This window comes from Silicimonas lutimaris (assembly GCF_047314965.1).
In the GTDB taxonomy this organism is placed as follows: domain Bacteria; phylum Pseudomonadota; class Alphaproteobacteria; order Rhodobacterales; family Rhodobacteraceae; genus JAVJUV01.
Genome location: NZ_JBLBVK010000058.1, coordinates 281,709 through 294,500, shown reverse-complemented (window position 1 = coordinate 294,500; position 12,792 = coordinate 281,709). Strand labels below are relative to the sequence as shown.

Here is a 12,792-nt window from a genome sequence, read left to right as displayed (position 1 = left end):
GCCGTTCCGCGCTTTAGCGCTTGTGTCTTCGACAGATGAACTCTAGCTAATTTATCAATCAATAAACAAGCACCAACATTGCGCGAACGGGAGGATATGCAAGATGGTCAAGATACGGCCAAAGACCACGATCCAGATGAAGCTGTCCGGCGTGGGTGAAACGCATTCCCGTTCACGGATTTCCGTGCGCGACGTGACGTCCACCATCGACGAACCCGTTGAACGGCACGGAACGAACCAAGGGCTGAGCCCGACCGAAACGCTGATGTCGTCGCTGATCGGTTGCACGAACGTGATCTCGAACAAGATCGCCGCTCAGATGGGAATCGAGATCGCGAGGATGGAGATTGCCCTGACCGCCGACTTCGACCGGCGGGGTGTGACTCTGGCCGAAGAGGTCGATCAGCCGTTCTCGAACATCGTCATGGATATCGAGGTGACGACGAACGGCAGCGAAGACCAGATCGAAACTCTGAGGATCGAACTGGAAAAGTTCTGCCCGGTCGCCAAGGTTTTCCGCGGCGCTGGCATCACCATAACCGAAAACTGGACTGTGAAACCCTTATGACGAAACTTACCCCAGACGCACCCGTCCCCGCGCTCTCCCTGCCACTTGTCGGCGGAGGCACGTTCACGCTGAACGGAACACCTCCTGCCAATTTCACGATGGTGATCTTCTACCGGGGCCTGCACTGCCCGGTGTGCAAGAGCTATCTCGAGACGCTCAACGGGCTGATCGACGGATATCGCGAAGCCGGGTTCGACGTGGTCGCGGCTTCGATGAACGATGCCGACACCGCCGGGAAGACAAAGGCCGAATGGAATATCGGAAACGTGCCGGTCGCCTACGGCGTGACGGATGCCCAGGCGCGGGAATGGGGGCTTTACGTTTCCAAGGCCATCAAGGACGTGGAAGCGGACGTGTTCTGCGAGCCCGGGCTGTTCTGGGTCCGGCCGGACGGGCGCCTTTACCTTGCGGATGTCTCGAACATGCCCTGGGCACGGCCTGACCTGGCGTTCCTGCTTTCGAAAGTCCCCTTCGCCGTCGAAAAGGGCTATCCGGCCCGCGGCGGCCACTGAGCGTGACGCGGGTTCAGGTCTCGTTCCGGAACCCGCGCTTCAGCCCATCGACCAGAGCGTCGATGGCGAAGCCGATCGCGACCGCCTTGGTGTCCGGCGCTGTCTTCTGGTAGACCAACTTGATGACGCCGAAATAGAAGATTCCGCCGTGGATCAGCCACATCTCGTCAATCTCTTTTTCGGTCAGCGGGCGTTCGGGAAGCCCGGCGTCCGCACGTATCTCGTTGAATATCGGAGTGAAGATCCGTTCGACGATCAGCTTCATGTAGCGCGCGTTGATCTCCACACCCTTGAGACCCGAGTAGAGATAGATGCGAATCCAGTCGGGGTGGAAAATGGCGTCGGTATAAAGCCCGTAGAACTCGACCAGCCGATCCCGAAGAGGCCGCGAACGGTCGGCGAGCAGCGCCTCCCACTCGGGGCGCCAGCGCCGCAGGTAGACTTCCTCGTAGACAGCTGAGACGAGGTCCTGCTTCGACGGGAAATACCGGTAGAGCAGCGGCTGGGTTACGCCCAGCCTGCGGGCAAGTTCGCGCGTCGAGCTTTCGAAACCGTCCTCGGCGAAAAGCTCGACGGATTTTCGAATGAACTCCTTGCGCCGCTCGTCCGATGACAGGCGTTTGCGCGCCGGGCGATCGTCGTCCCCGGTCACTTTTTCAGACGTCTCGCCAGCCATCTCCCGCTTTCAGTCTGTGTCCCACTATGACTCCCTGCGCCAGGCTTGCCTCGATGAAGCAGCCCTTCCGGGCCGCATCTACGAGACGTGTCTGGTCTTCTTCGGACGCATCCGTATCAAGCTCGATGTCCAGGCTGAACCCCACGGGTTCCGAAACATAGGGACCGCTGCCTTCCTGCACACCCTGCCAGTGCAACCTTGCCCGCACATCGACATTGCGGATCGGAATGCGCAGCCTTTTCGAAAATGCCCGCACCTGCGTCATGAAGCACCCCGTCAGCGCGGCGGTGAACAAAGCAAGCGGCGGAGGCGCAGTGCCATCCCCGCCGTGAAACGGTCCTTCGTCGGTTGCCAGCTCAAAGTGCTCGCCCATGGTCACGAAGTCGACGGAGATGTCGTTTCGCATCTTGCCCGTCATCCGTCCGTGCCCCTCGAACACGATGTCGAAGCGTTTTTCGTCAGCCAAGGCGAGTTCCCCGCAAGAGTTTCGTTGACAGTGCCGCAGGTTAATTTTTCAATTGATAAATAAGCAAGCCGAAAAATCCGGGGAGGACACATGGCACGCTACACGCGCGAAGATATCTACCGCACCGCGAAAGAGCTATCGAACCACGGACGCTGGGGGGATGACGATCAGATCGGCACCCTGAACAATATCAGCCCCGAGGATATCGTGAACGCCGCCAAGCTGGTCCGGAAGGGCAAGACTTTCGCTCTCGGCCTCGATCTCAAGCAGAAAATCCAGTCGGGCCTGTTCGGCGGGCGCTGGAACCTGATTCACCAGATGCTGGCCACCGGCACGGATGCGGTCAACGGAGAGCAGGATGGCGATGGCAAGGCCTATCTCCGCTATGCCGACGACGCGATCAACGTGCCCTGCCAGGGGTCCACGCAATGGGATGCGCTCTGCCACATCTTCCTGGACGACAAGATGTATAACGGCTTTCCGGCGACCGACGTGACGGTGAACGGGGCAAAGCACCTTGGGATCGAGAATGTGCGGGACAAGATGGTCGGCCGGGGCGTTCTGCTGGACATCGCGCGCTGGAAGGGACTCGACAGTCTGGACGACGGCTATCCGATCACCAATGACGATCTCGACGGTTGCGCCGCCGCGCAGGGGGTCGAGATCCGGAAGGGCGATTTTGTGATCGTCCGCACGGGACACCAGGAACGCTGCCTCGCCAGCGGCGACTGGACGGGATACGCCGGCGGGGACGCACCGGGGCTGGCATTCGAGACCGCCTACTGGATCAGGAAACACGACATCGCCGCGATCTGTGCCGACACATGGGGCTGCGAGGTCAGGCCCAACGAAACCGATGAGGCGAACCAGCCCTGGCACTGGGTGGTGATTCCGTCGATCGGCATCTCGATGGGCGAAATCTTCTACCTCAAGGAATTGGGCGAGGATTGCGCCGAGGATGGTGTCTACGAGTTCTTCTTCTGCGCGCCGCCGCTGCACCTGCCAGGCGGCGCGGGCTCACCCATCAACCCGCAGGCAATCAAGTGACACCGACACTCTGGGGCCGGGCAAGTTCGGTCAATGTCCAGAAGGTCATGTGGGCACTGGCCGAGATCGGGCTGGAGCATGAGAGGATCGACGCGGCCGGAAAATACGGCCGCGTCGACGAGTTGCGTGCGCTCAACCCCAACGCGCGGGTGCCGATCTGGCAGGAAGACGGGCTGACGTTGTGGGAAAGCCACGCGATCGTCCGTCACCTGGCCGCGCGCGGCATTGCGCATGATCCGGTGGCGGATCAATGGATGGAATGGACAACCTCGACCCTGCAGCCGTCGTTCATCGCGATCTTCTGGCAGATGGTCCGCATGCGGCCCGAAGAACGCTCGGCGGAGGTGTTGGCGAAACAGAGCGAGGCGCTGAACGCCGCCCTGGGCATTCTCGACGACCGTCTGGAACAGTCCCCGTGGCTGAACGGAAGCGCATTTTCGACCGCGGAGATCGCCGCGGGCTCGCTGATGTACCGCATCCATGACATCGACTGGCCGAAGGGCGATTTCCCAAGGGTTTCGGACTGGTACGCACGTCTGGCCGAGCGGCCCGGCTACCGCGCCACGGTCATGACCTCTTATGAAGAGTTGCGTGCGAACTGAGCGAGCGCGGCCGGAACGACGGCCGTTTCGCGCATGACGGTCTCGCGGTTCGGATGGCTGCGTCCGTCGAGGTTCCGGGTGGGATCGCCGCCGAATATGTAGCTGCCAAGCCTGCGCGATGTCTCGAAGGCGATCCGGCACGGTTCCACGCGTGCCGCCGAATACGCGGTGACGGCCTCGGGCACGGGCATCGCCGTAACTGCATCCGCCAGTGCCAGGGCATCGCCCGCCGCTTTCGTCACGCCCATGCCCACATGCGGTCGCGCCACGCAGGCTGCGTCCCCGGCCAGCGCCACCCTGCCCCTGCCCATGACCGGTGAGTGATGGTCGTAGATCGGCGTGAAGAACGGCCGGTCGCTCACGGCGAGAATATCGCGGAAAGGGCCTGGCAAGCGTGTCCTCGCGTCTTCGTACATCGCCGCGATCACGTCATCGCGGATCATCGGCGGCGGAATGGAGATGGCGTGATGCGTGCCATAGGCGTCAGTCAGCATGTTTTTCAGGTGGTCTTCGGTCTCTCGCGAATACCAGACGAAGTTGTAGCGCAGGCGCCCCGGTCTCAGATCATTGGCCGGCCCGGCGATGGGGTAGCCGATTATCTGCGTTCCGCTCGGAATGAAGAAACCGAAGGTCTTGAAGATATCGGCGCGGATATACTCGGGGAGGTCTGCCTCGGCGGCCAGAGTACGCCACACCACGTATCCGGAATACTCCGGCTGTATCCCGGGCAACATCTGCCCCCTGATCGCCGAACGGAAACCGTCTGTGCCGACCAGAAGGTCGGCGTCCTCGTGGCGACCGTCGGAGAAAAGACACGTGACGTGACTTCCCTTGTCCTCGTACCCGGCAGCCGTCCGGTCCAGCACGTAAGTGCCTTCAGGCATGACGCTGAGCAGTATCTGGTAGACACGGTCCCAGGATGTGACGACCTGGTGAAAATCGAACGCGGCGACGCGTGCGCCGTCCATGTCGTAGGCGACTCTCTCGTGGACATCGACGCCCAGCGACGAGGTATCGGCGCCCACCGCTTCAAGGGCAGCGACCAGTTCGGGATGCGTCACGATGCCGGCACCACGCCCCGCCAGCGGGACCGGAGACCGTTCGTATACCCGCACGTCCCAACCGGCGCGCAGCAATGCGGCGGCGGCGAAAAGCCCGCCGATCGAACCGCCTGCGATGATGGCCCGGCCCGTCATCGGGAACACCAGCCTTTGAACATGGATCGCCCTTCCGATCGGGTTATTCGGCGGCCACGGCAGACGCACCAAGCCGGACATCGTCCGGAATGGCCAGCGGGGCGTTCAACCCATCCAGAAACTCGACAGTCGTGAATACGAGTTCCGTTTCGCCGACGTTCTCGAGCGAATGCACCATGTAGTCACCGGGCCCATAGTGGAAGTGCCTGGTCTCGCCCGCGAAATGGTCCGTGTCCTTGATCCGGCCATCCGAGAAATAGCTCCGCGACGTTCCATTCGTGTGGCAGGACCAGAAATAGGGGTTCACGTGCCGGTGAAACGGGCAGCGGCAGCCTGGCTTGAGCGAAAGGTGCCAGACTCTGACGCGGTCGGTCTCGGACACCAGTACGGAACCGACCGTTCCATTCTGGATGTTCGCCAGCATCTCTTCGTACAAACCGTTGGGCCAATCGGCGAAAGCAGCCGGATCGGTGGCGGTCTCGATATGATCGGGTCCATGTTGGGACAAGATCGGTCCTCCTCATTCCTCTCGGGCATGTGATGGCCGATACTTGTGATCGGCGGCGCCTTGGCCAAAGTCCGATTGCACAGGCATCGTGAACCATCTACGGAATAATTTATAGATCGATAACCAAATTGCAAAGAGGAACCGTCGCCGGGCAGCTCGGAGCAAGAGACACAACGCTCGGGGACGACCCGAAGACGAAGGAGAGTATAGATGATCGACCTTTATACATGGACCACGCCGAACGGGCGCAAAGTCTCGATCCTGCTGGAGGAACTGGGCGTGCCCTACAATGCCCATGCGGTCAACATTGGTGCCGGTGAGCAGCACGAACCGGAGTTCCTGAAGGTCTCGCCGAACAACCGCATTCCCGCGATCGTCGACCAGGACACGGGCATGACACTGATGGAGTCGGGCGCGATCATGCTTTACCTCGCACAGAAATACGATCGCTTCATCTGCAAGGGCGACGAGTACTGGCGGATGGTGGAATGGCTGATGTGGCAGATGGGCGGTCTTGGCCCGATGCTGGGCCAGGTGCATCACTTCGTGAAGTACAACAAAGGGACATCGGAATACGCCGAAGAGCGTTATTCCAAGGAGGCGCACCGTTTGTACCGCGTCCTGAACACGCGGCTCGAGGGCCGCGATTTCATCGCCGGAGACGGAAAAGGCGAGTACACGATCGCCGATATGGCATGCTGGCCATGGGTTTCGCGCTTCGAGTGGCAGGAGATGGACCTGAACGCGTACCCGAACGTGCGCGACTGGTATGTCCGGATTGCCGAAAGACCGGCGGTCCAGAAAGGCTATCAGGTGCCGAAATTCGTGAACGAAATCCCAATGCCGTGAGGACAACATGACCGCAGAACTGCTTGGCCCGCTACGCCACCCCGCCCACCGGTTCACGCTGGGCGATGCCGAAGTCACGACCATCCTCGATGGCACCATTCCCATGGGAATTCGCCCGCCCTTTCTTTTGGACAAGGATGACGAGCAGATCGCCGCGATCGCCACGGCTGCAAACCTGCCGACGGACCGGTTGGAGAACAACTTCATCCCGACGCTCGTCAACACCGGCTCGGAACTGGTGCTTTTCGACACGGGCTGCGGCCATTTCCGGCGCAACAACGGCGCTGGGTTCCTATTGGAGAGACTGGCCGATGCGGGCTATGCGCCCGGCGATATCGATGTGGTTGCGCTGACGCATGTGCACCCGGACCATATCGGCGGCATCCTGGAGGACGGCGAGATCGCGTTTCCGAACGCTCAGTTGATGATTGGCCGGCGCGAATTCGACGAATGGAATTCAGGTGCGAATATTCCGCCCCAAAGGGCCGAGAACCGCGAGATGTTCCTCAAGCTCATCGCGCCGTTGGCCGAAAGGTTCGTTTTCCTCGAAGACGGAGACCGCGTTGCTTCCGGCGTAACCGCCGAAGCCGCTTTCGGGCACTCCATCGGACAGATGATGTTCCGCATCGAAAGCTCGGGCAAACAGGTTCTGGTCTGGGGGGACATCGCGAACCATTTCGTCTTCTCGGTCGGCAATCCCGATAGCCCGGTCGGCTTCGATGACGACAAGGACACCGCCATCGCCACGCGGCGCAGGGTTCTGGACATGTGCGCGACGGACGGCCTGCTGATCGCAGGGCATCACATGCCCTACCCGTCGGTCGGCTACGTGGAACGCAATGGCGACGCCTATCGATGGACGCCCGCCGCTTATCAGTTGCGGTTGTAAAGCAGCTTGACGCATCAGGCGTCGGCCATCATCATGCTCCTGATATATCAGAGCAAGCCATGACCGACAGCCTCATACGCCACAAGATTTACGAAAAGCTGCGCGCGGACATCCTGTCCTGCGCCCTCACTCCCGGCATGCAATTCCGCGAAGGTGATCTGGCGGAGAAATTCGGGGTTTCGAAATCTCCGATCCGCGATGCCCTCCAGAGGCTTGAAATCGAAGGGCTTATCGAGATCGAACCGCGCCGCGGACATCGCGTTGCACCGATCTCGATCGCGGACGCGGAGGACATCCTCGATCTCCGCGAAATCCTCGAAGCCGGGGCACTTCGTACAATAATAGCCCGCGTATCCGACGAGGAATTGAAGACGCTAGACCGTTTTCGTGAGGCGAATACGTCCGATATGAACGCTTTCGCCGACTACAATAGGGAGTTCCATCTGGCGATCTGCCGCGCCTCGGGCAATGCGCGCCTGGCCAGCTCCATGGCGGGCCTGATGGAGAACTACGACCGCCTTTGCATCGTCTCGCTCTCTTCGGGGCGCGACGAAATCGGGTCGATGAGCGATGCTCTGGCTGACCATAATACGATCATTGACGCCCTGCAGACCAGGAACGCCGCGGCCGCGGTGCGTGCCTCGGCGCGACACGTCAGGAAGTCGCGCACCAAAGTCATGAGAGGGCTGGAAAGTCGCGCCATAGTCGCCTGAAATTTTCGTTTGGTGATATATCAGACATATGCAAAGGTGAGTGCGCTGACATTTCATGAAGGCGACTCAGGGGGAACATGGAACAGGCAGCTGCTGCGCGCGTTTCCGAACCGGTGGTAAGCGGAGCGAAGGTCGGAAAGACCTTCGCGAACGGCACCGTCGTGGCACTGGACAACGCCAATTTCGCGATTGAAAAGGGCTCGTTCGTGTCACTGGTCGGGCCTTCGGGTTGCGGCAAGTCGACACTTCTCCGCTTGATCGCCGGTCTCATCAAGCCCACCAGCGGCGTGCTGAATCTGCACGGCACTCAGGTAACGGGGCCACGCCAGGACGTCGCCATGATGTTCCAGCGTGCAACGCTCCTGGAATGGCGGACCGCGATCGAGAACGTGCTGCTTCCGACCGAGATGCAACGCCGGATCACATCCGAGGACAAGGACCGCGCGATGGAATTGCTGAAGCTGGTCGGGCTTGGCGATTTCGCCTTCTCGTTTCCCGCGCAGCTTTCCGGCGGCATGCAGCAGCGTGTCGCCTTGGCGCGCCTCTTGCAGACCGGTGCCGATGTGCTTCTCCTCGACGAGCCATTCGGAGCCCTCGACGAATTCACGCGAGAGCGATTGAACATCGAGCTTCTGCGCATCGTCAGCGAGATCGGCGCAACGACGATCTTCGTCACCCATAACATCGCCGAAGCAATCTTTCTGGCCGACCAGGTCTATGTGATGACTCCCCGCCCCGGCCGAATTGCCAGTGTGATTGATGTTCCGATCGCGCGTCCCCGCGAGTTGTCGGTGCAACTGTCGCCCGAGTTCAACCACCTCGTCGAAGAGGCCCGCGTAACCCTGGGGGCGCTTTGATGTCAGACGCATCGCTTTCCAACGACCTGCCGCGTCCCGGCCTGTCGCTGGGAATGCGAAGGGCCCTGACCCACAGCGGAATATTCCTGACCCTGATCGCCACCTGGGAGTTGGGCGCGCGAACCGGGTTTCTGGACCCTCTGTTCTTCCCCAGACCAACGGCAATCCTTCAGTCGTTCCTGCGCGTCTACATCACCCAGGGCAATATCTGGTACCATCTCTACGTCAGTCTCGGTCTTGTCTTCGCGGGCTTCGCGGCTGGCTCGATCCTCGGCATCGTCCTCGGCAGTCTGGTCGGGTTCAACTCGCTTGTTCGACGCTTCATCAAACCCTACGTGATCGTGCTTGAGGCCACGCCCCGCATTGCCGTGGCCCCGCTCCTGATCGCAGCACTGGGTTTCGGCGCACAATCGAAAATCGCGATCATCATGCTGGTCTGTTTTTTCGCGCCTTTCATCAACACCTTGTCCGGCGTTGTGAACGTCAATGAAGACAAGCTGGAACTGATGAAGTCGCTTGGCGCGTCCAAGCTGCAAATCCTGCGCAAACTGGTGCTGCCAGAGGCCGTCCCGGTGATCATGGCAGGTGAACGTCTGGCGCTGACTGCCGCCCTGTCTGGCGTTCTGGTGGCGGAATTCATCCAGCGCGACAAGGGGATCGGCTCGCTGATCCTTGTCTACACGCGCAACCTGAACATGGCGTCTGCCTTCGCTTGTATCTTCACGCTGACGATCATCGGCTTCCTGATCTTCCGAGGCATGGAGCTTCTGGACCGCCGCATCGCCTTCTGGAGCCATGAAGAAGGCATGTCCCGCGTGAGCGCGAAACGCAAAGCGCGTTGGGGGAGGCAGGCATGAGCACGCCGGATACAGGATCGAAGTGGCTGTGGCGGCTGTCGCGCGTCCTGCCCCACCTCGGACTTTTCGCAGCCCTGATCCTGGTCTGGGAGATGCTAGTCCGGACCGGCGTCATCACGTCGATCATGATTCCCAAGCCATCGGCGATCGGTGCCGCGATCATCGACCTCTACTTCGTCAAGGGCACCATCTGGAGGCACTTCTTCATCACGCTGACCGAGGCGGTGGTCGGGTTCCTGATCGGCGCATCCATTGCTGTCTCCCTCGCCATCGGCTCGTCGCTGTCCGACCCGTTCAAGCGCTACGTGACCCCATACGCGATCGTTCTGAATGTCACGCCGGGCATCGCGCTGACCCCGGTGATCATCGCGTGGTTCGGTTTCGGCATGGGTTCGAAAATGGCGCTGGCCGCGGTGATCAGCTTCTTCCCGGTCTTCGTGAACACGCTGACCGGCCTGACGCAACACGACGGCGAGCGCGAGGAACTCTTCCGGTCGCTCGGCGCATCGCATTCGCAAATCTTCTGGAAACTGCGCGTCCCCTCGGCGCTGCCGCTGATGTTCGCGGGCTTGAAGATCGGCCTGACCACCGCACTGATCGGTGCGGTCGTGGCCGAATTCGCCCAGGCCACCGAGGGCGTGGGTGTTCTGATGAACCGCTTTTCGTTCCAACTGAACATGGGCGCCTCGATCGCGACGCTGCTCAGCATGACGCTGATCGGGCTGATCCTGTTCTATTCAATCGAATTCCTCGACGACCGGATGATCTTCTGGCGTCGGGAAGAGCGCCGGGCAGCCGCCTCGCGCGCAAGGGCCCGTGCCTGGGAAAGGCGAAAGGGCAAATAAGTGACTCTGGGAGGAACACTATGAAAATGCTGCGTACTTTGGCGATTACCGCCGCCTTCGGCCTGACGGCCGGGGCTGCCGTCGCGCAGACGACGGTAAACATGATCAACCCGCTGCCGCGGTCGACCGTGTTCTATCCACTGGTGGTGGGTGAGGCGCTCGGCTACTTCGAAGAAGAGGGCGTTGTCGTCAATCTTCTGCCGTCCGACACGTCGATCCCGTATGTCGCCTTCGTGCAGAACGGCCAGGCCGACCTCGCGATGCTCGACCAGAACGAGACGCTTTCGGCCGTGCTCGCCGGTGCCAATATCAACACCGTTTACGAGGTGATGCAGAACGCCCCCGAGGGGATTGCGGTCCTGGCTTCGGGCGGCATCCAGGACATGGGCGGACTGAAGGGCACGACCGTTGGACTGGTCTCCGACCGCGACCGCGCTTTTCTTCAGGCCGCGATGGCCGCGGAAGGCCATTCCATCGACGATGTGCAGACTGTGATCCTTGGGGAAAGCGGTCCGGTTCTGGCACGCGCTATCTCGAACGGCGATGTCTCGGCAATCTCGGGCTCGGTGTTTGACTGGGCTGGTCTTCAGGCGGCGGGCATAGAACTTCGCCTGATTACTCCTGACGACCTTCTCGCCGCGCCGGCCAACACCTTCGCGATGGATGCGTCCAAGATCGAGGAAAAGCGCGTAGCGATGGAAGGCTTCATGCGGGCCTGGTCCAAGGGCATCCACGTCTCAACGCTCCGCCCGGATGTCGTCGAGAAGATGCTGCGCGACGCGGTACCGGAAGAATGGGAAGACGAGGCTGCCGGCAAGTCGCTGCTGGATGGCGTCATCCCGATGAACGTCTCGTCGACCGAGCGGTACGGTGACGTTCAGACCCAGGTCTGGACCGATATCCAGCCGCGGATGATCGAGGCGGGCGCGATTGCCGAGCCGGTGGATGTGAGCACCTTCCTCAACGACACCTACATCGCCGCCGCCAACGATTTCGACCGCGACGAAGTTGCCGCCGAAGTCGAGGCCTGGGCTGCCGAAAACATGTAAGCCCATCGTGCCGGGCGGCACTTGCCGCCCGGCCTCGCCCACAAGAAAACAATCAGGAACCTCGCGACATGAGCCACTCGACCATCGACACGCCCGAACTGGGCGGTGCCCTGAACCGCTATGGACCGACTTCGGCCCGCTCGCACCCGGACAAGCCGGCACGGCTGACCTCGACGACCGTCGACGCCCACGCCCATGTCCACATCAAGGCGGCGACCGAATACATGATGCCCCATGTCGATCCGATGCGGATCGCAATGGTCAAGCATGCCAACGACGCAACCCGCGCGGTGAACAAGAAACAGGACGAGGACCGGACACCAGTCGCCATGGCAGACGTGGCGGACCGGATCGCGGTTCTGGACGCGCAGGGTATCTCCAAGCAACTCGTCGCGCCTCCGCCGCCGCAGTGCTATTACCAATCACCCATCGAACATGCTCTAAAGGGCAGTCAGATGGTCAACGACGGCCTGGCCGAGTGGGTCTCGCACGCCCCTGACCGTCTCGCCGCGATCGGCACCGTTCCGCTGCAGGATCCGGAACTCTCAGCGAAAGAGCTTGAACGCGCGATGGGGCTTGGACTGAAAGGCGTTATGCTTTTGACCAACGTCGATGGCGCCGAGATCGGCGACGACCGCTTCGAGCCATTCTGGCGCAAGGCCGAAGAACTCGGTGCGTTCGTCATGATCCACCCCAACGGCTTCACCGAGGGTGCGCGTTTCCACGAATACTACTTCTCGAACGTGATCGGAAACCCGCTCGAGACGACCACGGCGCTGCATTACCTCATCTTCAACGGCGTTCTGGAACGGATGCCGAACCTGAAGATCTACGCCGTTCATGGTGGCGGCTACCTGCCCGCCTATTCGGGCCGGATCGACCATGCCTGGGGCGCGCGCGAAGACTGCCGCGGCAAGCTGAAAAATCCGCCGACGGAGTCACTGCGCCGCGTATTCTTCGACAGCGTGGTCTTCACTCACCACCAGCTCGAATATCTCGTGAAGCTCTACGGAGCCGACAAGATCCTGATGGGATCGGACTACCCCTTCGACATGGCGGACTATGATCCGGTAGGCCACATCGCAACCTCGGCGCTGACCGACGAGGAAAAGGCGCTGGTCGCCGGTGAAAACGCCGTGCGCATCCTGGGGCTCTGAG

16 protein-coding genes are annotated in these 12,792 nt (G+C 61.2%); 12 read left to right on the top strand and 4 right to left on the bottom strand.

Annotated features, from left to right (window positions below; all coding sequences use genetic code 11):
* Nucleotides 1–103 precede the first annotated feature (103 nt).
* Complete coding sequence (locus ACKLNI_RS21065) at nucleotides 104–568, top strand: OsmC family protein (protein WP_413721076.1); 465 nt, start codon at nucleotides 104–106, stop codon at nucleotides 566–568.
* Complete coding sequence (locus ACKLNI_RS21060) at nucleotides 565–1,080, top strand: redoxin domain-containing protein (RefSeq protein ID WP_413721075.1); 516 nt, start codon at nucleotides 565–567, stop codon at nucleotides 1,078–1,080. Before ACKLNI_RS21065 ends, ACKLNI_RS21060 begins: the two co-directional genes overlap by 4 nt.
* A gap of 13 nt (nucleotides 1,081–1,093) precedes the next feature.
* Here ACKLNI_RS21060 and ACKLNI_RS21055 read toward each other — a convergent pair whose 3' ends face one another.
* Nucleotides 1,094–1,756, bottom strand: coding sequence for a TetR/AcrR family transcriptional regulator (locus ACKLNI_RS21055; protein ID WP_413721074.1), 663 nt, complete (start codon nucleotides 1,754–1,756; stop codon nucleotides 1,094–1,096).
* A complete protein-coding gene (locus ACKLNI_RS21050; RefSeq protein WP_413721073.1) occupies nucleotides 1,737–2,222 on the bottom strand; it encodes an OsmC-related (seleno)protein in 486 nt (161 codons plus the stop codon). The genes ACKLNI_RS21055 and ACKLNI_RS21050 overlap by 20 nt, the downstream gene beginning before the upstream one ends.
* Before the next feature lie 90 nt (nucleotides 2,223–2,312).
* On the opposite strand from ACKLNI_RS21050, the gene ACKLNI_RS21045 reads away from it, so the two are divergent.
* Both ACKLNI_RS21045 and ACKLNI_RS21040 read left to right on the top strand, forming a co-directional pair.
* Nucleotides 2,313–3,269 carry a cyclase family protein gene (locus tag ACKLNI_RS21045; RefSeq protein ID WP_413721072.1) on the top strand — a complete coding sequence of 319 codons (957 nt, stop codon included), beginning with the start codon at nucleotides 2,313–2,315 and terminating at the stop codon, nucleotides 3,267–3,269.
* Nucleotides 3,266–3,871, top strand: coding sequence for a glutathione S-transferase family protein (locus ACKLNI_RS21040; protein WP_413721071.1), 606 nt, complete (start codon nucleotides 3,266–3,268; stop codon nucleotides 3,869–3,871). The genes ACKLNI_RS21045 and ACKLNI_RS21040 overlap by 4 nt, the downstream gene beginning before the upstream one ends.
* On the opposite strand, the gene ACKLNI_RS21035 is transcribed toward ACKLNI_RS21040, so the two are convergent.
* On the bottom strand, nucleotides 3,847–5,148 hold the full coding sequence (locus ACKLNI_RS21035; protein ID WP_413721070.1) for an FAD binding domain-containing protein: 1,302 nt from the start codon (nucleotides 5,146–5,148) through the stop codon (nucleotides 3,847–3,849). The genes ACKLNI_RS21040 and ACKLNI_RS21035 overlap by 25 nt on opposite strands.
* Nucleotides 5,111–5,575 (bottom strand): cupin domain-containing protein, encoded by a 465-nt coding sequence (locus tag ACKLNI_RS21030; protein WP_413721069.1) that lies wholly within the window; start codon nucleotides 5,573–5,575, stop codon nucleotides 5,111–5,113. The genes ACKLNI_RS21035 and ACKLNI_RS21030 overlap by 38 nt, the downstream gene beginning before the upstream one ends.
* Nucleotides 5,576–5,785: 210 nt before the next feature.
* Between ACKLNI_RS21030 and ACKLNI_RS21025 the strand changes: the two genes are divergently transcribed.
* The 8 genes from ACKLNI_RS21025 (at nucleotide 5,786) to ACKLNI_RS20990 (ending at nucleotide 12,791) form a co-directional block, all read left to right on the top strand.
* Nucleotides 5,786–6,424 carry a glutathione S-transferase family protein gene (locus ACKLNI_RS21025; RefSeq protein WP_413721068.1) on the top strand — a complete coding sequence of 213 codons (639 nt, stop codon included), beginning with the start codon at nucleotides 5,786–5,788 and terminating at the stop codon, nucleotides 6,422–6,424.
* A 7-nt stretch (nucleotides 6,425–6,431) separates the two neighbouring features.
* On the top strand, nucleotides 6,432–7,313 hold the full coding sequence (locus ACKLNI_RS21020) for an MBL fold metallo-hydrolase (RefSeq protein ID WP_413721067.1): 882 nt from the start codon (nucleotides 6,432–6,434) through the stop codon (nucleotides 7,311–7,313).
* A gap of 59 nt (nucleotides 7,314–7,372) precedes the next feature.
* Nucleotides 7,373–8,026: a GntR family transcriptional regulator gene (locus tag ACKLNI_RS21015; RefSeq protein WP_413721066.1), complete on the top strand. Its 654-nt coding sequence runs from the start codon at nucleotides 7,373–7,375 to the stop codon at nucleotides 8,024–8,026.
* A 77-nt stretch (nucleotides 8,027–8,103) separates the two neighbouring features.
* A complete protein-coding gene (locus ACKLNI_RS21010; RefSeq protein WP_413721065.1) occupies nucleotides 8,104–8,883 on the top strand; it encodes an ABC transporter ATP-binding protein in 780 nt (259 codons plus the stop codon).
* A complete protein-coding gene (locus tag ACKLNI_RS21005) occupies nucleotides 8,883–9,740 on the top strand; it encodes an ABC transporter permease (protein ID WP_413721064.1) in 858 nt (285 codons plus the stop codon). Before ACKLNI_RS21010 ends, ACKLNI_RS21005 begins: the two co-directional genes overlap by 1 nt.
* Complete coding sequence (locus ACKLNI_RS21000; RefSeq protein WP_413721063.1) at nucleotides 9,737–10,585, top strand: ABC transporter permease; 849 nt, start codon at nucleotides 9,737–9,739, stop codon at nucleotides 10,583–10,585. The genes ACKLNI_RS21005 and ACKLNI_RS21000 overlap by 4 nt, the downstream gene beginning before the upstream one ends.
* A gap of 20 nt (nucleotides 10,586–10,605) precedes the next feature.
* Nucleotides 10,606–11,634, top strand: a complete 1,029-nt coding sequence (locus tag ACKLNI_RS20995; RefSeq protein ID WP_413721062.1) for an ABC transporter substrate-binding protein — start codon at nucleotides 10,606–10,608, stop codon at nucleotides 11,632–11,634.
* A gap of 68 nt (nucleotides 11,635–11,702) precedes the next feature.
* Nucleotides 11,703–12,791: an amidohydrolase family protein gene (locus ACKLNI_RS20990; protein ID WP_413721061.1), complete on the top strand. Its 1,089-nt coding sequence runs from the start codon at nucleotides 11,703–11,705 to the stop codon at nucleotides 12,789–12,791.
* Nucleotide 12,792: the final 1 nt, after the last annotated feature.